This window comes from Streptomyces sp. NPDC007084, assembly GCF_040703595.1.
GTDB lineage: Bacteria > Actinomycetota > Actinomycetes > Streptomycetales > Streptomycetaceae > Streptomyces.
In genome coordinates, this window is record NZ_JBEYFY010000037.1 from 1 (window position 1) to 21,333 (window position 21,333).

The following is a 21,333-nucleotide window of genomic DNA, read 5'->3' on the forward strand; positions in this document are numbered from 1 at the left end:
ACAAGAAGACGCGGCCGGGGGGGTGGGACCTCACTGTTGCCGCCGCCCCCCCCCGGCGGTTTTTCGCGCTCCCAGCGGTGGGAACCGGGCGGGGGCGGTGAGGCCTCGGAGACACCGGAGAACAGCCGGAGAACAGCCGGAGGACACCGGAGAACGTCCGAGAACGCCGGAGGGCCCGCGGCGGTCGTGCCGCGGGCCCTCCGGCGTTGCCTACGCCCCCCCCGGGGGGCGTACGCGGCTGTCGTTCGCGCCGTTCGCGCCGTGACTAGTCCTCGTCGCGGCGCAGCGACGGCTTCAGCTCCTTGAAACGGCCGAGCAGGCCGTTCACGAACGAGGGCGAGTCGTCCGTGGAGAACTCCTTGGCGAGCTGCACCGACTCGTCGAGCACCACCGCGTCGGGGGTCTCGTCGACCCAGATCAGCTCGTAGGCGCCGAGACGCAGGATGTTGCGGTCCACGACCGGCATCCTGTCCAGCGTCCAGCCGACGGCGTACTGCGCGATCAGGTCGTCGATCCGGCGCACCTTGGTGGCGTACCCCTCGACGAGCTGCATCGTGTACTCGCTGACCGGCGGCTGCCGGGTGTCGGACCGGGAGTGCCGGATCCAGTCGGCGAGGACCGTCAGGACGTCCACACCGCGCTGGTCGCCCTCGAAGAGGATCTGGAAGGCGCGCTTGCGGGCCGTGTTGCGGGCAGCCACGGTTAGCTGTTCACCCGGCCGAGGTAGTCGCTCGTGCGGGTGTCGACCTTGATCTTCTCACCGGTGGTGATGAAGAGCGGGACCTGGATCTGGTGGCCGGTCTCCAGGGTGGCGGGCTTGGTGCCACCGGTGGAGCGGTCGCCCTGGACGCCGGGCTCGGTCTCCTGGATGACCAGCTCGACGGCGGCGGGCAGCTCCACGAAGAGCACCTCGCCCTCGTGCTGGGCGACGGTGGCGGTGAAGCCCTCGATCAGGAAGTTGGCGGCGTCGCCGACGGACTTGCGGTCGACCATGAGCTGGTCGTACGTGTCCATGTCCATGAAGACGAAGTACTCGCCGTCCATGTACGAGAACTGCATGTCGCGCTTGTCGATCGTGGCCGTCTCGACCTTGACGCCGGCGTTGAACGTCTTGTCGACGACCTTGCCGGAGAGCACGTTCTTCAGCTTGGTGCGCACGAAGGCCGGGCCCTTGCCGGGCTTGACGTGCTGGAACTCGACGACGGACCAGAGCTGGCCTCCGTCGAGCTTGAGCACCAGGCCGTTCTTGAGGTCGTTCGTGGAAGCCACGGTTGCGGAATCTCCTGGACTGACGTGGACGACCCCGGCGCAGGCGCACAGCTCCGAGAGCTAGAGCGCGAGCAGCTCCTTGGTCGTGATGGTGAGTAGCTCGGGTCCGCCGTCCGCCTCGGGGCGTACGACGAGCGTGTCATCGATCCGGACGCCGCCCCGTCCCGGGAGGTGGACCCCCGGTTCGACGGTGACCGGCACGCAAGCGTCCAGTTTACCCATGGCCGCGGGGGCAAGCTGCGGGTCCTCGTCGATTTCGAGCCCGACCCCGTGCCCGGTGAGGGGGGACAGCCCTTCCGCGTGCCCGGCGGAGTCCAGTACCTGGCGGGCGGCGTGGTCCACGTCGCGGTAGGCGGCGCCGGGCAGGAGCGCCTCGCGGGCGGCGCGCTGAGCGGCGAAGACGAGGTCGTACAGCTCGATCTGCCAGTCGGCGGGCGAGGTGCCGATCACGAACGTACGGCCGATCTCACAGCGGTAGCCGCGGTAGGCCGCGCCCAGGCAGACGGAGAGGAAGTCGCCCTCCTCCACCCGCCGGTCGGTGGGGCGGTGGCCGCGCCTGCCCGAGTTCGGGCCGGTGCCGACCGAGGTGGTGAAGGCGGGTCCGTCGGCGCCGTGGTCGACGAGTCTGCGCTCCAGTTCCAGCGCGAGATGGCGTTCGGTCCGGCCGACGAGGATGGATTCGAGGAGTTCGCCGAGGGCCTGGTCGGCGATCTCGGCGCCGGTCCGCAGGGCGGAGATCTCCTCCTCGTCTTTGATGACGCGGAGCTGTTCGACCGCGCCGCCCAGATCCGTGAGGCGCAGCCGGGGGGCGACCGAGCCGAGGGCGCGGTGGCGGGTGACGGTCAGATGGTGTTCCTCGACGGCGAGGGTGTCGGCGCCGTGTCCGGCGGCCATGCCGGCGGCGGCGACGGCCGGGTCACCGCCGGCGCGCGGCAGGACCCGCAGGTCCAGCGCGTCGTCCGGGCGTCCCTCCGCGACATCGCCGGTCGGCGGTCCACCGCACAGCAGCATGTCCTCGCCCCGGCCGAGCAGCAGCAGGACGGAGCCGCGCGGAGCCGCGCCCGCGAGGTACCTCACATTGGCGGGCCGAGTCACCAGCGCGGTCGCGCCACCACTCGCCGCACAACGTTCCCGGAGCCGCTCTCTGCGGGTCGCGTACACCTCTGACATGAACCGAGCGTACGAGCGCGGGGCGGATGCCGCCGGTCCAGAGGGCCGGACGGGGGCCGGGCGGGGCCGGACGGATCATCCAGTCGAGCGCGGGCCGAACCTCCCAGGCCCGGGGAGCTTGCCCCACCCCGGTCCGGGCGGGTGGAGCGGCGGGGCGGGTCAGGGGTGCTTCACCACTGGGGTGGGCTCGCGATCGAGCGGGCCAGGACGTCGTCCAGGACGCGGGCCGTGGTGGCCACGTCGAGCTGGGAGTTGTCGATGATGGGAAGGCCCGAGCCGTACCAGCCGGCCATCCGGCCGTGGATGCGCGCGACCTCCTCGTCACTGAGCCGGCGGTTGCCCGAGCGCTCCGCGTTGCGCTCCAGGACGATCTCCAGGCCCGGCAGCAGCACGACCGGCAGCAGGCCCGGCCCGACGTGCCGCTTCCAGCCGCCGAGGCCGACGACCGGACGGTCCGGGAACACGGCGTCGTCCAGGATGCAGGAGATGCCGTTGGCCAGGAAGTTCCGCGCGGCGAAGCCGCAGGTGCGGCGGGCCAGGCGGTACTGCGCCTCGGAGTGGTCGTTCCACCCCGACTGGGGGTCGGCGAAGCCCGAGCGGACCCACTCGCGTACGTCGTCCAGGCTGATGTGGGCGGTGGGGACGCGGCGGTGGTCTGCCCAGTACTTGGCGACGCTGGTCTTGCCGGCGCCGGCGGGGCCGATGAGCAGGACGGCGAGCGTGGTGGCGGCCGGGTCGGGGGTGCCGGGGGCGGGCGGCGGGCTCGGCATGGCGACCGGGGCGCCGGGCGGCAGTTGAACGTGCCCGGTGCTGTCCGGCGGCGGCACCGGCCGGTGGGCCGGAGGCTGCGCGGAGGGGTGCTGCGGAGGCTGCCCGGGCGCGTGCTGGGGGGCCGCGGGGTGCTGCGGGGGCTGAGCGGGAGGGGCACCCGGCGGGACCGGGCCTCCGGCGAATCCCGGAGCGGGCGCGGGGCCCGGCTGCCCCGGATGGTGTCCGGCGGGTGACCAGCCTCCGGCCGGTCCGTGCCCCGGCTGATGGGGCGGCGGCAGCGGAGCCCCCACTGCGTGCTGCATCCGGTGCCACTCCGTCTCGTACAGGCAATGGGCGCTGGCGGACGGGACACCGGTCCCGCCGCTACCGAACGGTACCCTCCCCGGCCGTCGTTGTGTGAACGGCCGGGCAAGCCGCGAAGTGCCCGTGAACGAGGGGCAGAACGGGTTGAGCAGGGGCCTTCCCGGTGAATACGGCCACCGGGTCCGGCGTTCCCGGTGAGCCGGGTCACCGGGGGCACGGGCCGTCGCGGTGAGCCCGGTCGCCAGGGGTGCGGTCACCCCGATGACCGGGAGTACGGTCAGCGCGGTCACCGGGGGTGCGGCCGGGGCCGGTCAGCTCGGTCGCGGGGAGTACGGCCGAGGCGGTCAGGCCCAGCCACCGAGAGCGCGGCCAGCGCGGTCACCCCGCTCCCCAGGGGTACTGCCTGGGCCGGCCAGCCCGGTCACAGGGGACACGACCCGGCACGATCAGCCCGGCCACCGGGAGCGCGGCCAGCCCGCTCCCCAGGGGTGCTGCCGGGGCCGGCCAGCCCGGTCACCGGGGACACGACCCGGCGCGATCAGCCCGGCCACCGAGAGCGCGGCCAGCGCGGTCAGCCCCCTCGCCAGGCGTGCTGCCTGGGCCGGCCAGCCCGGTCACCGGGGACACGACCCGGCACGATGAGCCCGGTCGCCCGGGGTTCGGCCGGAGCGGCCGGCCCGGTCACCGGGGACACGCGTCGCGGCCGGCCCGATCACCGGGGGCACCGCCCGTGGCCACCCGCCCGGTCACCGGGCGGGCGGCCGGCGCCGTGAACGCGGCCCTGGGTGCGGCGCCCGCTACTCCGCGACCTCGCCGTACGCCGCGAGGAGGACGGCCGGGTCGGGGCCCTCCAGGACGGTCGGCTTGGCGAGTCCGTCGAGGACGATGAAGCGCAGCAGGTCGCCGCGGGACTTCTTGTCGACCTTCATGTTCTCCAGGAGCTTGGGCCACTGGTCGTAGCGGTAGCTCAGCGGGAGGCCCACGGACTCCAGGACGCTGCGGTGGCGGTCGGCGGTCGCGTCGTCCAGACGGCCCGCGAGGCGGCCGAGTTCGGCGGCGAAGTGCATGCCGACGGAGACGGCCGCGCCGTGCCGCCACTTGTAGCGCTCGTTCTTCTCGATGGCGTGCGCGAGCGTGTGGCCGTAGTTGAGGATCTCGCGCAGCCCCGACTCCTTGAGGTCGCCGGAGACGACCTCCGCCTTGACCTTGATGGAGCGCTCGATCAGCTCGGCGGTGTGCGGTCCCGCGGGTGTCCTGGCCGCCTCGGGGTCGGACTCGATGAGGTCGAGGATGGCGGGGTCGGCGATGAAGCCGGCCTTGATGACCTCGGCGAGACCGGAGACGAAGTCGTTGACCGGCAGCGAGTCCAGCGCGGCCAGGTCGCAGAGCACACCGGCGGGCGGGTGGAAGGCGCCGACGAGGTTCTTGCCCTCGGCGGTGTTGATGCCGGTCTTGCCGCCGACCGCCGCGTCCACCATGCCGAGCACGGTGGTCGGGACGGCGATCCAGCGCACTCCGCGCAGCCAGCTCGCGGCCACGAAACCGGCCAGGTCGGTGGTCGCGCCGCCGCCCACCCCGACGATGACGTCGGTGCGGGTGAAGCCGGACTGGCCGAGCGCCTTCCAGCAATAGGCGGCGACCTCGACGGTCTTGGCCTCCTCGGCGTTCGGCACCTGGATCGCGACGGCCTCGAAGCCCTGCTCCGCGAGGTCGGCGCGCAACGCCTCCCCCGTCTCGGCGAGCGCCTCGGGGTGCACCACGGCGACCCGCTTGGCCTTCTCGCCGATCAACCCGGCCAGTTCACCGAGGAGTTGACGGCCGACCAGAACCTCGTAGGGGTCGGTGCCCGCGGTGCCACCGACCTGGATGCGGGTCACTGCCTCGCTCATGCTTCCTTCAACTCCAGTGCGTCGAGGACCGCTTGGGCGACCTCTTGGGGGGTGCGGCCGTCGGTCGCCACGACCGCGCGGGCGACTTCGGTGTACAGATGGCGGCGGGCCTCCATCAGCTCGCGCCACTGACGGCGCGGGTTGACTGCGAGCAGCGGCCGGGCCGCGTTCAGGCCGGTGCGCTGGACCGCCTCCTCCACGTCCATGGAGAGGTAGACGACCTGGTGGCCGGCGAGCAGGGCGCGGGTGTCCGCGTCGAGGATCGAGCCGCCGCCGAGGGCGAGCACACCGTCGTGTCCGGCGAGCGCCTCCGCCACGGCCCGCTTCTCGATCGCTCGGAAGGCGGCCTCGCCCTCATCGACGAAGATGTCGGCGATGGTGCGGCCCTGCGCGGCGACGATGTCCTCGTCCGTGTCCCGGAAGCCGCGGCCGAGCCGCTCGGCGACGAGCGCGCCCACCGTGGACTTGCCGACCCCCATCGGGCCGACGAGGACGAGCAGCGGGGCGGTCACCGGATGGCCAGGTTCTCGAGGTAACCGGTGACGTTGCGGCGGGTCTCGGTGACGCTGTCGCCGCCGAACTTCTCCGCGACGGCGTCGGCCAGCACGAGGGCGACCATGGCCTCGGCGACGATGCCGGCGGCCGGCACGGCGCAGACGTCGGAGCGCTGGTGGTGGGCCTTGGCGGCCTCGCCGGTGGCGACGTCGATGGTGGCGAGCGCGCGCGGCACGGTGGCGATGGGCTTCATCGCGGCGCGTACGCGCAGCGGTTCGCCGGTGGTCAGGCCGCCCTCGGTGCCGCCGGAACGGCCGGTGGAGCGGCGGATGCCGTCCGCGGTGTGCACGATCTCGTCGTGCGCCTGGGAACCGGGCACGCGGGCCAGGTCGAAGCCGTCGCCGACCTCGACGCCCTTGATCGCCTGGATGCCCATGAGCGCGGCCGCGAGCCGGGCATCGAGGCGCCGGTCCCAGTGCACGTGCGAGCCGAGGCCCACCGGCACGCCGTACGCGAGCACCTCGACGACGCCGCCCAGCGTGTCGCCGTCCTTGTGGGCCTGGTCGATCTCCGCGACCATCGCCTTCGAGGCGTCGGCGTCGAGGCATCGCACCGGGTCGGCGTCGAGCTTGTCGACGTCGGAGGGCTTGGGGAGGACGCCGTAGGGCGCCTTGGCGGCGGCCAGTTCCACGACGTGGGAGACGATCTCGATCCCGGCCGTCTCCTTGAGGTAGGAGCGGGCGACCGCGCCGAGCGCCACGCGGGCGGCGGTCTCACGGGCGGAGGCGCGCTCCAGGATCGGGCGGGCCTCGTCGAAGCCGTACTTCTGCATGCCGGCGAGGTCGGCGTGGCCGGGGCGGGGGCGGGTCAGCGGGGCGTTGCGGGCGAGGTCGGCGAGGATCGCCGGGTCGACCGGGTCGGCGGCCATGACCTGCTCCCACTTGGGCCACTCGGTGTTGCCGACCATGACGGCGATCGGGGAACCGAGGGTGAGGCCGTGCCGGACGCCGCCGAGGAAGGTGACCTCGTCGCGCTCGAACTTCATCCGGGCACCGCGTCCATAGCCGAGGCGCCGCCGGGCCAGGTGGTCCGCCACCATGTCCGTGGTGATCGGCACGCCGGCGGGAAGTCCCTCCAGCGTCGCCACAAGTGCGGGACCGTGGGACTCCCCCGCGGTCAGCCAGCGCAACCTGCTCAACGGTGCTCCTCATGCTCGCGCCCTGGTACTGCTGCTGCGTACGCGCGTCCTCGCGTACGGCGACGGCGCGACCGGGTGCGCGGCCCAGGCCCGCCACCCCCGATCCTCCCACGTCCGGCGGCGGGAACCGGCCGCAGGTCCATCAGGCGGACGCGGCCGGCCGGGGTGCGGCGGGTGGCGAGGGGCGGGTGACGGCGGGCCGGAAAGGGCTCGAAGGCCCTGTGTGCCGGGTTCTAGCGGGCCGCGAGGGCGTGTTCGCCGGCCTTGCGCATGGCGTCCAGTGGCGCGGGCGTACACCCGGTCATCTGTTCGACCTGGAGGACCGCCTGGTGGACGAGCAGGTCGAGCCCGCCGACGACCGCGCCGCCGTACGCCGACCAGCGCGCCGCGAGGCCGGTGGGCCAGGGGTCGTACAGCACGTCGAAGAGGGTCGCCGGGCGTTCCGGAACGGCCGCGGCCAGCGCGTCCGTCGTCCCCGCCGGTGTCGTGGCGATGACCAGCGGCGCCCGCAGCGCCTCCGCGGCGTCCGCCCAGTCCGCGGTGCGGACCTCGACGCCGAGCCGCTCGCCCCACCGCCGCATCTCGGCGGCGCGCTCCGCGCTGCGCACGTAGGCGACGACCTCGCCGGCGCAGATCCGCGCGAGCGCGGCGAGGGCGGAGGAGGCGGTGGCGCCGGCGCCGAGGATCGCGGCCGACTCGACCTGCTCGATGCCCCGCTCGCGCAGCGCGGCGACCATCCCGGGGATGTCGGTGTTGTCGCCGGTGCGCCGCCCGTCCTCGGTGAACACCACGGTGTTGACCGCCTCGACGGAGGCGGCCGTCTCGGTGACGGTGTCGAGCAGCGGGATCACGGCCCGCTTGAGCGGCATGGTCAGCGACAGCCCCGCCCACTCGGGCCCGAGCCCGCCGAGGAAGCCGGGCAGCGTCTCCTCGTCGACCTCGAAGCGGTCGTACGAGCGGTCGGCGAGGCCCAGTTCCCGGTACGCGGCGCGGTGCAGCACCGGGGAGAGGGAGTGGGCGATCGGCGACCCGAGGACGGCGGCCCGGCGGGCGTCAGCCCGAACTGTCATTGAACTTTTCCTTGAGCTTCTCGAAATCGGCGTTGTTCTTGGCGAACTCGGTCTTGCTGTGACCGTCGGTCGCCACGAAGTACATCCAGCCGTCCTTCGTCGGGTTGAACGTCGCCTTCAGCGCCTCGACACCGGGATTGCCGATCGGACCGGGGGGCAGCCCCTTCTGCGTGTACGTGTTGTACGGGTCCTTGTTGCTGTTGATCTCGGACTCGCTGATGTGGATCTTGCTCTGCCGGTTCAGGTAGTTGAACGTTGAGTCGAACTGGAGCAACTGGTTGGTCTCGGTGTTGGTGGGCTTGAGCCGGTTGTAGATGACCTCGGCCATCTTGCGGAAGTCGTCGTGCGTCTTGCCTTCCGCCTGGACCAGACTCGCGACCGTGACGACCTGGAGCGGGTCGGCGAGCTTGAGGGCCTTCGCCTTGCTCTCCAGCCCCATCGCCGCGTAGTTGCCGGTGGCCTGCTTGACCATGCTCCTGAGCACGTTCTCGGGCTTCATGCCCTTCGCCGCCGGGTAGGTGGCGGGCCAGAGGAATCCTTCCAGCGGATCCTTTATGTCGTTGTTGCTGTTCGCCCAGCTCGGCAGTCCGAGGCTCTTGTAGTCCTTCTTGGCCACGGCACTGGTGGTGCCCTGGGAGAGGCCGAGCTTGGTGTCGATCAGCTTGTAGACATCGGCGTTGCGGCGGCCGGGTGCCACGATCACGTTGTTCTGGCTCTTGGGATCGAGCATCAGCTTGACGGCGCTCGCGGCGGACATCTCCTTGCGCAGCAGATAGGCTCCCGCCTGGATCTCCTTGCCGTGCGGGTTCTCCTGCTGGGCGGAGACGAAGGCGTCCACGCTCTTGACGACGCCGAGTTCCTTGAGCTTCTGGCCGATCTCGTAGCCGCCGGCGCCCTTGTTGATCTCGACGGTCACCTGGCCCGAGCCCTCGCCCGCGTAGTCGGGTGCCGAGCCGAAACGATTTTGGTAGTAGTGGTAGCCGAAATAGCCGACGCCGGCGAGACCGCCGCCGAAGACCGCGACGACCACCAGACAGGCGCAGCCGCTGCGCCGCTTCCTGCCCTTGCCGCCGGCGCGCCCCTTGCGGTCGCCCCGGCCCGTGCGGCCCTTGGGGTCGTCATCGTCGTCGAGGTCGTCGTCCTCGTCGCCGCCCGCGAAGAAGGCGTGCTCGCCCTGGTCGGGGCCCGGGTCCCAGTCCGGCGTCGGTTCGGGCTCCGCACGGCGCCGGGCGGGGGGCTCGGGCGGCGGATAGGCCTCGGGGGTGTTGTAGAAGTCGGGCTGCTCGCCGGTGTACTGGCCCGCGTAGGGGTCGGCCGGATCTGCGCCGTAGGGCACCTGGGGGTGGCCCCCGGTCTGCCAGCCGGCCTCGTCGTACTGCCGGCCGTCCTGACCGCCGTACTGCTGCTGCCCCTGATCGGGGTACTGCGGCTGGCCCTGCCCGGTGTAGTGCTGCTGGGCCTGGTCGGGGTACTGGGGGTTCCCCTGGGCGGGGTACTGCTGCCCGTCCTGGTACGGCTGTCCCTGGAACTGCTGGTGGCCCTGGCCCTGGCCCTGGCCCTGGTACTGGCCGGGAGCGCCCTGGGGCTGCTGGTACTGCTGCTGCCCCTGGTCGTACGGGTGCCCGCCGGTGCCCCAGTCGCCCTGCTGGGCCTGGTGCGCCGCCTGCGGATAGTGCTGCGGCCGGCCGCCGTCGTAGGCGGACCGGCCGTCGGCGGCCTGTCCGCCCCATCCGCCGTCCCCGTACAACGGGTCCTCCGGATGCCACGGTTCGGAGCCTGGGCCCCGGCCATACTCAGTCATCGATCCCCTACAAGCCGCGAGCCGTCCGCTGCCGGCTCCAGTGGCTCGGCTCCCGTCCGCCTCTTTGCTGTGCGGGGGCTGTTCGAACACCACCGCATCGCGCGGAACGTTACCGTATCGCGATCACATGACCACTTCGACGCCCTCGCCGGGCGAAGCGCCTGACACCCGTTCGGATTCCAGGGCCTGTTGGAGGATGACGACGGCTGCCGCCTGGTCGATGACCGAGCGGCCCTTCTTCGACTTCACGCCCGAGGCACGCAGCCCCTGACTCGCCGTCACCGTCGTCATCCGCTCGTCCACCAGCCGTACCCCCACGGGGGTGATCCCCCGGGCCAGCTCCTGGGCGAAGGCGCGGACCTTGACGGCGGCGGGGCCCTCGCCCCCCTTGAGGGAGCGAGGGAGACCGACGACGACCTCGATCGGCTCGTACTCCTCGACGAGCTGCCTCAGCCGGCGGTGGGCGGCCGGGACGTCACGTCCCGGGACCGTCTCCACCGGCGTCGCGAGGATCCCGTCGGGGTCGCACGAGGCGACCCCGATCCGGGCGTCCCCGACATCGATCGCGAGCCGGCGTCCTCTGCGCATGTCCGCGGACCCCTACTTGGCGGTCTCGGCGACGAGGCGCCGGACCGCGTCGACGGCTTCACCGATGGCGGCCGGGTTCTGGCCGCCGCCCTGGGCGACGTCCGGCTTGCCGCCACCGCCGCCGCCGAGGGTCTTGGCGGCGGCGCGGACCAGCTCACCGGCCTTGAGGCCCCGCTCACGGGCGGCCTCGTTGGTGGCGATGACCGTCAGCGGCTTGCCGCCGGCCACGGTGAACAGGGCCACGACGGCGGCCCGTCCGCCCTGGATGCGGCCGCGTACGTCGAGGACCAGCTTGCGCAGGTCGTCGGCGCCGGTGCCGTCCGGCACCTGGCCGGTGACCAGGGCGACGCCGTTGACGTCCTGGGCGGACTCCACGAGACCGGCGGCGGCCTGGAGGACCTTCTCCGCGCGGAACTTCTCGATCTCCTTCTCGGCGTCCTTCAGCTTGCCGAGCATGGCGGCGACCTTCTCCGGAAGCTCCTCGGCGCGGCCCTTCACCAGTTCCTGGAGCTGGGCGACGACCGTGTGCTCCCGGGCGAGGAAGTTGTACGCGTCGACGCCGACGAGGGCCTCGATGCGGCGCACACCCGACCCGATGGACGACTCGCCGAGCAGCTTGACCAGGCCGAGCTGGGCGGTGTTGTGGACGTGCGTGCCGCCGCACAGCTCCTTGGAGAAGTCGCCGATGGTCACCACGCGGACGCGCTCGCCGTACTTCTCGCCGAACTCGGCGATGGCGCCCTGCTTCTTGGCCTCGTCGATGCTCATGACCTCGGCCTCGACGTCCAGGTCGCGGGCGAGCACCTCGTTGATCTGCTGCTCGACGTCGGTCATGACGGACGTGGGGACGGCCGCGGGGGAACCGAAGTCGAAGCGGAAACGGCCGGGCTGGTTCTCGGAACCGGCCTGGGCGGCCGTCGGGCCCAGCGCGTCGCGCAGCGCCTGGTGCGTGAGGTGGGTGGCCGAGTGGGCGCGGGCGATGGCGGTACGCCGGCGCACGTCGATGGTGGCCTGCGCCTTGGCGCCGACGGTGGCCTCGCCGACCTGCACGACACCCTTGTGGACGTACACGCCCGGGACCGGCTTCTGGCAGTCGCGGACCTCGATGATCGCGCCGGAGTCGACCCGGATGCGGCCGGTGTCGCCGATCTGGCCGCCGCCCTCGGCGTAGAAGGGGGTGCGGTCGAGGACGATCTCGACCTCGTCGCCCTCGGTGGCGGCCGGGGAGGAGACGCCGTCGACGAGGATGCCGACGATGGTCGACTCGCCCTCGGTGCGGTCGTAGCCGATGAAGTCCGTCTCACCGGCGGCGTCCGCGATCTGGCGGTAGGCGCCGAGGTCGGCGTGGCCGGTCTTCTTGGCACGGGCGTCGGCCTTGGCCTTGTCCCGCTGCTCCTTCATCAGGCGGCGGAACCCGTCCTCGTCCACCGACAGGCCCTGCTCGGCGGCCATCTCCAGGGTGAGGTCGATCGGGAAGCCCCAGGTGTCGTGGAGCAGGAACGCCTTGTCGCCGGCGAGGACCGTGCCGCCGGACTCCTTGGTGTCCAGGATGGCGGTGTCGAGGATGTTCGTGCCGGCCTTCAGCGTCTTGAGGAAGGCGGCCTCCTCGGCGAGGGCCACGGTCTCGATCCGCTGCCGGTCGCTGACCAGCTCGGGGTACTGCCGGCCCATCATCTCGATCACGACGTCGATGAGGTCCTTGACGACCGGGCCGGTGGCGCCGAGCAGGCGCATGTTGCGGATGGCTCGGCGCATGATGCGGCGCAGCACATAGCCGCGGCCCTCGTTGCCGGGGCTCACGCCGTCGCCGATGAGCATGACGGAGGTGCGCATGTGGTCGGTGACCACGCGCAGGGAGACGTCGGAGCTGTGGGCGGCGCCGTACTCGACGCCGGTCAGCTCGGTGGCCTTCTTGATCACGGCCATGGAGGTGTCGATCTCGTACATGTTCCGCACGCCCTGCAGAATCATGGCGAGGCGTTCCAGGCCGAGGCCGGTGTCGATGTTCTTGCTGGGCAGCTCGCCGAGGATCTCGAAGTCGTCCTTGGAGATGCCCTCGCCGCGCTCGTACTGCATGAAGACCAGGTTCCAGATCTCCACGTAGCGCTCGTCGTTGACGGCCGGGCCGCCCTCGACGCCGAACTCGGGGCCGCGGTCGTAGTTGATCTCGGAGCAGGGGCCGCAGGGTCCCGGGACGCCCATGGACCAGTAGTTGTCCTTCTTGCCGAGGCGCTGGATGCGCTCGGCCGGGACGCCGATCTTGTCGCGCCAGATGGCCTCGGCCTCGTCGTCCTCCAGGTAGACCGTGATCCACAGGCGCTCCGGGTCGAGCCCGTAACCACCCTGGTCCTGGGGCAGCGTGAGCAGCTCCCAGGCGTAGGTGATGGCGCCTTCCTTGAAGTAGTCGCCGAAGGAGAAGTTGCCGCACATCTGGAAGAACGTGCCGTGCCGGGTGGTCTTGCCGACCTCTTCGATGTCGGGGGTGCGCACGCACTTCTGCACGCTGGTGGCGCGCGACCACGGCGGCTTGACCTCACCGAGGAAGTACGGCTTGAAGGGGACCATGCCGGCGGGGACGAGGAGCAGAGTCGGGTCGTCCGCGATGAGCGACGCCGAAGGGACGACGGTGTGACCGCGCTCCTCGTAGAAGCTCAACCAGCGGCGGCGGATTTCAGCCGACTCCATCAGTGGTCCTCATTCCGGTTGTACGTGTACGTCGTGTTCTCGATGTACTTGATGTGCTTGTCGCCGCCGGGCTGCCCGGCGTCGCCGATCGCGGCGATGCGGCGCTGGGTGGGGAGTTCGGGGTCGGGGCGGCCGTTCAGGCCGAGCACCTCGCCGAGTTCGGCCTCCCGCTGGGCCATCCCGTCGCGGACGTCGAGGGCGAAGTCCTTGAGCCGGTGGCCCGCGTCGATCGCCTTGTTGGCGGCCTGCGCCGCGAGGCTCTCGGGGGTCAGCGAACGGATCTTGCGGTTGACCTTGGTGGTGGCCCATACACCCGCGGCTGCGCCCGCGGTGAACCAGAACGTACGGCGGAACATCGCTGCGTCAGTCCTTCTTCCGCTTTCCCCGTCGCGAGGACGGGACGGTGCGGCCCACGATCACGGTTCGCCGGGACGCCTTGTCGGGCTCGTTCTCTCGGCGGCCTCCGATGGCCCGGCGTACGCCGTAACCGAACGCCGCGACCTTGACCAGAGGGCCGCCGAAGGTGGAGGCGACGGTCGTCGACAGTGCCGACGCGTTCGACGTCACCTCCTGCACGTCCGACGCGATGGCGTCGACGCGGTCGATCTGGGTCTGCGCGGAGCGCACGGCCGCCGAGGCGTCCGCGAGCAGCGGGACGGCCTGTTCGGTCACGTCCGCCACGAGCTTGGTGGTCGCCTTGAGCGTCTGGGCCAGTCGCGCCAGCGCGACGGCGAGGAAGGACACCAGGATCGCCCAGAAGACGGCCACCAGGATGCCGGCCACCTCACCACCGGTCACTGTCGCACCCGCTCCCTGTCCGCCTGCCGGATCATCGAAAAGTCGTGCCCCGAGCCTATCGCGCCGGCACCGAGGCTCCGTACCGCATTACCGGCTGCCGCACCTGGAGTTGTGCGAAGCGATTGTACGGAGTGCTCACGGGTCAGTACGCTCCGTGTCCCATGCAGCGTTCTCACTCCGTCCGGCGCTCCGCTCCCCCGGTACCCGGTGATCTGCCCCTTGAACTCGACGCGTTCGTGGGGCGCTCGGCCGAACTGGCGCGGCTGGCCGAGCTGCTGGAGTCGGCGCGGCTGGTCACGGTGACGGGGGTGGGGGGCGTCGGGAAGTCCCGTCTCGCGGTGCGCGCGGCGGCGGGCGCGGACGGCTTCGACCAGGTGTGCCGGGTGGATCTGTCCGCGGTGCACGATCCGGATCTCGTGGAGTACGCGGTGGTGGAGGCCCTCGGTCTCACGGACCACACCGCGAAGCCGCCCCGGCAGGTGCTGCTCGACCATCTCGCCGACCGCCGGCTCCTGCTGGTACTGGACGGTTTCGAGCACCTGGTGGAGGTGAGCGCCGCGCTGGCCGGCGCGCTGCTGCGGCGGGCCGGGGGCCTGCGGGTGCTGGCGGTGGGGCGCCGGCCGCTGGGGCTCGGGGGCGAGCGGGTGTTCCCGCTGGCGCCGCTGGCGGAGGCGGAGGCGGCGGAGCTGTTCGCGGACCGGGCGGCGGCCCGGGTGGACGGGTTCACGCTGGACGAGGGGAACCGGGCCGAGGTGGCGGAGCTGTGCCGGCGCCTGGACGGGATCCCGCTGGCGGTCGAGCTGGCCGCGGGCCGGCTCGGCGTCCTCTCCCCCGGCCAGGTGCTCGCCCGGCTGGAGGACCGGTTCCGGCTGCTGACCGGGAACGGGCGGGACGCGCTGCCCCGGCACCAGACCCTGCGGACCGCGATCGGCTGGAGTCACGAGCTGTGCACCGCGCGGGAGCGGCTGCTGTGGGCGCGGCTGTCGGTGTTCGCCGGGCGGTTCGACCTGGAGGCCGTCGAGTACGTGTGCAGCGGGGGCGGGCTGCACGCCGACGACGTCCTGGACGTGCTGGACGCGCTGCTCGCGCAGTCGGTGCTGTCCCGCGAGGAGACGGCGGCCGGGGTGCGCTACCGGATGCTGGACACGGTCCGGGCGTACGGCGCCGAGTGGCTGGAGGCGACGGGCGACGCGACGCGGCTGCGCCGCCGGCACCGGGACTGGTACATGGGGCTGGCCACCTGGTGCGAGCTGGACTGGTTCTCGCCGCGGCAGGGCGAGGTCGCGGCGCGGGTGGAGACGGAGCTGCCGAATCTGCGCTGTGCGCTGGAGTTCTCGCTGACCGAGCCGCGGGACGCGCATCTGGGCCAGTACCTGGCGGGCGCCCTGTGGTTCTACTGGGTGGGCTGCGGCCGGCTCTCGGAGGGCCGGCACTGGCTGGAGCGCAGTGTCGAACTGGACGGGGACCGCGACCAGTCACGGCTGAAGGCGCTGTGGGTGCTCGGCTACGTGGCGGTCCTGCAGGGCGACCCGGTGTCCGCGCTGTCGGCGCTGCACGAGTGCCGTGAGGAGGCGGAGCGTTCGAACAGCGCGGTGGCGATCGCGTACGCCGAGCACCGCACCGGCTGCCTGGCGCTGGTCACGGACGACATGGCGCGCGCCGAGACCCTGCTGCGCTCCGCCCTCGACCGCTACCGGGAGATCGGCGAGCTGAACAGCAACGTGCTGATGGGCCAGGTCGAGCTGGCGATGGCGCTGGCCTTCCAGGGCGATCTGCCGGGCGCGGTGAAGCTCTGCGAGGACGTCCGCCGGGTCTGCGAGGACCACGGGGAGCGCTGGGCGCTGGGGTACGCGCTGTACGTCCTCGCCTACGAGGCCCAGGCGGGCGGCGACACGGCCCGCGCCCGGGATCTGCTGCGGCGCGGGCTCGGGATCGCGCGCGCCTTCCACGATCTGCTGGGCGCCGTGCTCGCGGTCGAGCTGCTCGCGCTGGTCACCGCGGTGGACGGTGATCCGGCCGAGGCGGCGCTGCTCCAGGGCGCGGCGTCCCGGATGTGGCCGTCGGTGGGGCTGCCGCTGTTCGGCTCGGCCCACTACAACGCGCCGCACGAGCGCTGCGCGGCGCTGGCCCGGGAGCAGCTGGGCGAGGAGCGGTACGCGCGGTGCGTACGGGAGGGCGAGCTGCTCGGGCAGGAGGCGGCCATCGCCCGGGCGCTGGGCGGGACGGGCGCTTTGGCGCTGGGGGCGGTGCCGTCGCCGCGCCGGCTGGTCCCGGACGTGCGAAAGCCCGCCGTCTCCCCCACCGCGAAGGGCGGGGAGACGACGGGCTGACGCTGACGCGCGGTGGTGCCACGTCCGCCGGAAGAAGATCAGCGGGCGTAGTACTCGACGACGAGCTGCTCGTCGCAGATCACCGGGATCTCCTTGCGGTTCGGCTCACGGTCCAGGCGGAAGGCCAGGGCCGGGAGGTTCACCTGGAGGTAGCGCGGGGTCTCGCCGTCGGGGGCGAAGCCACCGGCGCGGGAGACCTCGAACAGCGTCTTGCCGCGGCTGCGCTCGCGGACCATCACGACGTCGTCGGGACGGACGCGGAACGAGGGCTTGTCGACCTTCTGGCCGTTGACCTCGATGTGGCCGTGAACGACCATCTGGCGGGCCTGGTAGATCGTGCGGGCGATGCCCGAACGCAGGACCAGCGCGTCGAGACGACGCTCCAGCTCGATGATCAGGGCCTCACCGGTCTTGCCCTGGACCTTGGAGGCACGCTCGTAGGCGCGGACGAGCTGGCGCTCGGACACGTCGTACTGCGCGCGCAGACGCTGCTTCTCCAGCAGACGGACCTTGTAGTCCGAGTTCTGCTTGCGGCCACGGCCGTGCTCACCCGGCGGGTAGGGGCGGGCCTCGAAGTACTTGACGGCCTTCGGGGTCAGCGCGATACCGAGCGCACGCGACTTCTTGACCTTGGGGCGGGACTGGTTCGCCATGAACCAAACACCTCGTGTTTCTGATGCGAATACGGCTTCACCAGGGTTAGGGGAGGTCGCAATCCGCAGCCCGGGAAACCCTCCTCGCCTGCGCGGAGTCCACGCGGACGGGGCGGGCAGCCGCTCCTGGGTCTGGGCACATACGTGCAGCACGCGAGTGACCCACCGACCGGTCCCGGAATCCCGGGTGGTGGTGGGTTGCCCGCGACACCTTCGACGGTGCGCGACGCTCCTGGAATCCCCCCGTGCTGGCGGAGGCTCCGGCTGGATGTCCCGTTCTGGTGGTGCCGACCGGAGCCGGACACGGGACGCAGCGCTTCGAGCCATGCTACAGGGTGCTCAGGACCGCCCTCGACCGAGGTGCTGGCGGGTCCACTCGACGGCGTCCGCGTAGCGTGCCTCGGCGCCGTGCCGGGTGGGGGTGTAGTACTCCCGGTCCTTCAGCTCCTCCGGCGCGTACTGCTGGGCGGCGATGCCCTCGGGCAGGTCGTGCGGGTACACGTAGCCCTGGGCGTGGCCGAGCTTGGCGGCGCCCTTGTAGTGCCCGTCGCGCAGATGGGTCGGGACGGGGCCGGCGTGGCCCTTGCGGACGTCCTCCATGGCGGCGCCGATGGCGGTCGTCGCGGCGTTGGACTTCGGGGCCAGGGCGAGGGCGATGGTGGCGTGGCTGAGGGTGAGCGCGGCCTCGGGGAAGCCGATCATCGCGACGGCCTGGGCGGCGGCGACCGCGATCGGCAGCGCGTTCGGGTCGGCGAGGCCGATGTCCTCGCTCGCGGAGATCATCAGGCGGCGGGCGATGAACCGGGGGTCCTCGCCCGCCTCGATCATGCGGGCGAGGTAGTGCAGGGCGGCGTCGACGTCGGAGCCGCGGATGGACTTGATGAGCGCGCTGGCCACGTCGTAGTGCTGGTCGCCGTCGCGGTCGTACTTCACGGCGGCGCGGTCGACGGTCTCCTCCAGGGTCTGGAGGGTGATCGCCGGCTCGCCCTTGTCGAGGGCGGCGCCGGCCGCGGCCTCCAGGGCGGTCAGGGCGCGCCGGGCGTCGCCGCCGGCGATGCGCAGCAGGTGCTCCTGGGTGTCCTCGGGGAGGGTGACGGCGTCCTTGAGGCCGCGCTCGTCGCCGAGGGCCCGGCGCAGCAGGCCGCGCAGGTCGTCGTCGGTGAGCGGCTCCAGGGTGAGGAGCAGGGAGCGGGAGAGCAGGGGGGAGATCACCGAGAAGTACGGGTTCTCGGTGGTCGCGGCGATGAGGGTGACCCAGCGGTTCTCCACGGCGGGCAGCAGGGAGTCCTGCTGGGCCTTGCTGAAGCGGTGGATCTCGTCCAGGAAGAGGACGGTCTCCTTGCCGAAGCCGCCGGTGGCGCGGCGGGCGCCGTCGATGACGGCGCGCACCTCCTTGACGCCGGCGGTGATGGCGGACAGCTCGACGAAGCGCTTGTCGGTGGCCTTGGAGACGACGTAGGCGAGGGTGGTCTTTCCGGTGCCGGGCGGGCCCCAGAGGATCACCGAGGACGGTCCGGCCGGGCCGCCCGCGCCCTCGGCGACGAGTCTGCGCAGGGGGGAGCCCGGCTTCAGCAGATGCTGCTGGCCCACGACGTCGTCGAGGGTGCGCGGGCGCATCCGCACCGCCAGGGGGCTGCTGGACGGGTCCTTCTCCTGGCGTTCTTCTGCTGCTGCGGTGAACAGGTCGGGCTCCACGTCCAAAACCCTATGTCACGCCACTGACAATCCCGCCGGGGCCGTCGGCCGGGGAGGGCGCGCGGACGCCGGCCGGCCTGCGCGGGCGGTCCGTCAGGCCCGCGCGGGCGGCCCGTCAGCTCGTCCAGAAGTCCCACCAGCGGGTCAGGATCAGCATGCCGATGATGCCGATGTGCAGTACGGGCAGGACCCAGGTGAACTCGCCGAAGAAGCTCCTCGCCCAGCGCGGGGCGGGCAGGAAGCCGTTGCGGACGTTGAAGGAGGTCACGTACCAGAACATGGTGATCGTGGCGACCCAGGCGAGGCTGCACCACAGGCACAGCGAGTTGATCCGGTACAGCGACTGGAACTGGAGCCAGGTGCAGAAGGCGACCCCGAAGAGGGTGCCGAAGTTGAAGGTCAGCCAGTACCAGCGGGGAAAGGTGGCGCGGGCGAGCAGGCTCACGCCGACGCAGATCACGATGCCGTAGGCGACGAGACCGAGCATCGGGTTGGGGAAGCCGAAGGCGGAGGCCTGGTCGCTCTTCATGATGTTGCCGCAGGAGACGACCGGGTTCAGGCTGCACCCGGGGACGAAGTTCGGGTTCTCCAGCAGCTTGAACTTGTCGATCGTGATGACCCACGCGGCAAGGAGACCGGCCGCGCCCGTGATCACCAGCAGCAGGGCGAGGGCACGGCTCGCGCCGGCCGTGCGGGTCGCCGCGGGGCGTTCCTGGTCGGTCGGGGCGTCCTTGACTGTCGTCTTGCTCATCACGCCGTTTCCGTTGCTTCGAAGGGGCCTGCGGGCAGGGTCATTGTGCCGCACGAGGCCCCTCGTCCACCGTTCGGTGGACATAAGAAAGTAGGCCGGGGACGCCCCGGAGCGCCCGGTTCGGCGGCATGCTCTTCGCCATGACGACACACGGGGAGCAACTCGCGGTCGACGTACGGGGGCTGCGCAAGCAGTACGGGGACGTCACCGCGGTCGACGGCATCGACCTCGGCATCCGGCAGGGCGAGGTGTTCGGCCTGCTCGGGCCGAACGGAGCGGGCAAGAGCACCACGGTGGAGATCCTCCAGGGCAACCGGCGGCGGGACGCGGGCGAGGTCTCGGTGCTCGGCTCGGACCCGGCGGCCGGCACGCGCGCGTGGCGCTCGCGCGTCGGCATCGTCTGGCAGGACGAATCCGCGCCCGCCGAGTTGACGGTCCGCGAGACGGTGCGGCATTTCGCCCGCTATTACCCGAATCCGCGTGATCCCGAGGAGGTCATCGGTCTGGTCGGTCTGGAACAGAAGGCGGGCAGCCGGATCAAGTCGCTCTCGGGTGGCCAGCGCAGGCGGCTCGACGTCGCGCTCGGCGTGATCGGCGGTCCCGAACTGCTGCTGCTGGACGAGCCGACCACGGGCTTCGACCCGGCGGCCCGGCGGCAGTTCTGGGAGCTGATCCGGGGGCTGGCCGGCGAGGGCACGACGATCCTGCTGACCACGCACTACCTGGAGGAGGCGGAGGCCCTCGCCGACCGGCTCGCGGTGGTCAGCCGGGGCAGGGTCGTCGCGGAGGGCGAACCGGCCGCGCTGCGCGAGCGGTTCGGCACGGAGGCGACGGTCGCATGGACGGAGGCCGACGGCACCCCGCGCAGCGAGCGCACCCGGACGCCCACCCGGACCGTCGCCGAACTCACGCACCGCTTCGACGGGGAGATCCCGGGGCTGCGGGTGAGCCGCCCGACCCTTGAGGACGTCTATCTGCGGCTGACCGGCCAGGAGGACGCGCGATGACCGCCACCGACGTACGCGCCCGCGCCAAGGCCGCGGCGGGCGGCCTGCCCGGCGCCTGGGGGCTCGGGCTGCGCCGCGGCGCCCTGGAGATCAGGCAGTTCTTCCGGCAGCGCGACCAGGTGGTGTTCACCTTCGCCTTCCCGGTCGTCTTCCTCTTCCTGTTCGCGTCGATCTTCAGCGACGACGTGGAGGGCGCGGGCATCACCGCCTCCCAGCTCTACGTCCCGGCGATGATGGCGGCGGGCATCATGTCCACCAGCTTCCAGTCCCTCGGCATATCGATCGCGATCGAACGGGACGAGAAGGTGCTGCGCCGGCTGCGCGGCACCCCGATGCCACCGGCCGCCTACTTCCTCGGCAAGATCTGGCTGGTTCTCGTCACCGGCGCCCTGGAGACCGCGATCCTGCTCCTGGTCGGCACCACGCTGTACGGCGTGGACCTGCCCTCGGACGCCGGCAAGTGGGCGGACTTCGCCTGGATCTTCGTCCTCGGCCTCACCGCGTGCGCGCTCCTCGGCATCGCGGTCAGCTCGGTCCCCAAGTCGGGCAAGAGCGCCACCTCGGTGGTCGTCCTGCCGTTCCTGGTGCTCCAGTTCATCTCCGGCGTCTACATCGCCATCGACACCATCCCGGACTGGATGCTGAACATCGGCGCCCTGTTCCCCCTGAAGTGGATGTGCCAGGGGCTGCGCGGGGTGTTCCTGCCCGAGTCGGCGAAGGTCCTGGAGCAGGCGGGCGACTGGGAGTTCGGCCGGATCGCCCTGGTGCTCGGGGCGTGGTGCGTCGGAGGTCTGCTGCTGTGCCTGCTGACCTTCCGGTGGAAGAACCGGCGCGACGGCTGACCTTCCGCTGGACGAACC

General features: G+C 71.9%; 19 protein-coding genes. 3 read left to right on the forward strand and 16 right to left on the reverse strand.

The features are described 5' to 3' along the window. Positions 1 to 265: 265 nt before the first annotated feature. The 13 genes from nusB to AB0912_RS25210 all read right to left on the reverse strand — a co-directional run bounded on the left by nusB (position 266) and on the right by AB0912_RS25210 (position 14,037). Positions 266 to 700 carry a transcription antitermination factor NusB gene (nusB, locus tag AB0912_RS25150; RefSeq protein WP_366703453.1) on the reverse strand — a complete coding sequence of 145 codons (435 nt, stop codon included), beginning with the start codon at positions 698 to 700 and terminating at the stop codon, positions 266 to 268. A 2-nt stretch (positions 701 to 702) separates the two neighbouring features. Continuing rightward, positions 703 to 1,269, reverse strand: a complete 567-nt coding sequence (efp, locus tag AB0912_RS25155) for an elongation factor P (protein WP_010988257.1) — start codon at positions 1,267 to 1,269, stop codon at positions 703 to 705. A gap of 60 nt (positions 1,270 to 1,329) precedes the next feature. Then, the gene (locus AB0912_RS25160; RefSeq protein ID WP_366703455.1) at positions 1,330 to 2,439 is read right to left on the reverse strand and encodes an aminopeptidase P family protein; all 1,110 of its coding nucleotides are present in this window, start codon (positions 2,437 to 2,439) and stop codon (positions 1,330 to 1,332) included. Between the two features lie 170 nt (positions 2,440 to 2,609). Then, entirely contained in the window at positions 2,610 to 3,512 is a 903-nt protein-coding gene (locus AB0912_RS25165; protein WP_366703457.1) for a Pro-rich N-terminal domain-containing protein, read from the reverse strand. Between the two features lie 798 nt (positions 3,513 to 4,310). Then, positions 4,311 to 5,402 (reverse strand): 3-dehydroquinate synthase, encoded by a 1,092-nt coding sequence (gene aroB / locus AB0912_RS25170; RefSeq protein ID WP_366703459.1) that lies wholly within the window; start codon positions 5,400 to 5,402, stop codon positions 4,311 to 4,313. After that, positions 5,399 to 5,881 (reverse strand): shikimate kinase, encoded by a 483-nt coding sequence (locus tag AB0912_RS25175; protein WP_366703563.1) that lies wholly within the window; start codon positions 5,879 to 5,881, stop codon positions 5,399 to 5,401. The genes aroB and AB0912_RS25175 overlap by 4 nt, the downstream gene beginning before the upstream one ends. A gap of 29 nt (positions 5,882 to 5,910) precedes the next feature. Next, positions 5,911 to 7,095 (reverse strand): chorismate synthase, encoded by a 1,185-nt coding sequence (gene aroC, locus AB0912_RS25180; RefSeq protein WP_366703461.1) that lies wholly within the window; start codon positions 7,093 to 7,095, stop codon positions 5,911 to 5,913. Positions 7,096 to 7,328: 233 nt separating this feature from the next. Further along, a complete protein-coding gene (locus AB0912_RS25185) occupies positions 7,329 to 8,165 on the reverse strand; it encodes a shikimate dehydrogenase (RefSeq protein WP_366703463.1) in 837 nt (278 codons plus the stop codon). Next, a complete protein-coding gene (mltG, locus tag AB0912_RS25190) occupies positions 8,149 to 9,966 on the reverse strand; it encodes an endolytic transglycosylase MltG (RefSeq protein ID WP_366703465.1) in 1,818 nt (605 codons plus the stop codon). The genes AB0912_RS25185 and mltG overlap by 17 nt, the downstream gene beginning before the upstream one ends. A 123-nt stretch (positions 9,967 to 10,089) precedes the next feature. Continuing rightward, positions 10,090 to 10,554: a Holliday junction resolvase RuvX gene (ruvX, locus tag AB0912_RS25195; RefSeq protein WP_366703468.1), complete on the reverse strand. Its 465-nt coding sequence runs from the start codon at positions 10,552 to 10,554 to the stop codon at positions 10,090 to 10,092. A gap of 12 nt (positions 10,555 to 10,566) precedes the next feature. Further along, entirely contained in the window at positions 10,567 to 13,239 is a 2,673-nt protein-coding gene (alaS, locus tag AB0912_RS25200; RefSeq protein WP_366703470.1) for an alanine--tRNA ligase, read from the reverse strand. Beyond that, positions 13,239 to 13,595 (reverse strand): DUF6167 family protein, encoded by a 357-nt coding sequence (locus AB0912_RS25205; RefSeq protein WP_366703472.1) that lies wholly within the window; start codon positions 13,593 to 13,595, stop codon positions 13,239 to 13,241. Before AB0912_RS25205 ends, alaS begins: the two co-directional genes overlap by 1 nt. Positions 13,596 to 13,602: 7 nt before the next feature. Continuing rightward, positions 13,603 to 14,037, reverse strand: a complete 435-nt coding sequence (locus AB0912_RS25210) for a DUF948 domain-containing protein (protein WP_366703474.1) — start codon at positions 14,035 to 14,037, stop codon at positions 13,603 to 13,605. A 161-nt stretch (positions 14,038 to 14,198) separates the two neighbouring features. Here AB0912_RS25210 and AB0912_RS25215 point away from each other — a divergent pair, with 161 nt between their 5' ends. Continuing rightward, complete coding sequence (locus AB0912_RS25215; protein WP_366703476.1) at positions 14,199 to 16,367, forward strand: regulator; 2,169 nt, start codon at positions 14,199 to 14,201, stop codon at positions 16,365 to 16,367. 38 nt (positions 16,368 to 16,405) lie between these two features. Here the strand turns inward: AB0912_RS25215 and rpsD are convergent, their stop codons facing one another. The 3 genes from rpsD to AB0912_RS25230 all read right to left on the reverse strand — a co-directional run bounded on the left by rpsD (position 16,406) and on the right by AB0912_RS25230 (position 19,466). Further along, positions 16,406 to 17,020, reverse strand: a complete 615-nt coding sequence (gene rpsD, locus AB0912_RS25220; RefSeq protein ID WP_366703478.1) for a 30S ribosomal protein S4 — start codon at positions 17,018 to 17,020, stop codon at positions 16,406 to 16,408. A 339-nt stretch (positions 17,021 to 17,359) separates the two neighbouring features. Beyond that, positions 17,360 to 18,715: a replication-associated recombination protein A gene (locus tag AB0912_RS25225; protein ID WP_366703480.1), complete on the reverse strand. Its 1,356-nt coding sequence runs from the start codon at positions 18,713 to 18,715 to the stop codon at positions 17,360 to 17,362. A gap of 115 nt (positions 18,716 to 18,830) precedes the next feature. Further along, the gene (locus tag AB0912_RS25230; protein ID WP_366703483.1) at positions 18,831 to 19,466 is read right to left on the reverse strand and encodes a vitamin K epoxide reductase family protein; all 636 of its coding nucleotides are present in this window, start codon (positions 19,464 to 19,466) and stop codon (positions 18,831 to 18,833) included. A 140-nt stretch (positions 19,467 to 19,606) separates the two neighbouring features. Between AB0912_RS25230 and AB0912_RS25235 the strand changes: the two genes are divergently transcribed. Beyond that, positions 19,607 to 20,473 carry an ABC transporter ATP-binding protein gene (locus AB0912_RS25235; protein ID WP_366703485.1) on the forward strand — a complete coding sequence of 289 codons (867 nt, stop codon included), beginning with the start codon at positions 19,607 to 19,609 and terminating at the stop codon, positions 20,471 to 20,473. After that, positions 20,470 to 21,315: an ABC transporter permease gene (locus tag AB0912_RS25240; RefSeq protein ID WP_366703487.1), complete on the forward strand. Its 846-nt coding sequence runs from the start codon at positions 20,470 to 20,472 to the stop codon at positions 21,313 to 21,315. Before AB0912_RS25235 ends, AB0912_RS25240 begins: the two co-directional genes overlap by 4 nt. The last annotated feature ends 18 nt before the right edge of the window (positions 21,316 to 21,333 follow it).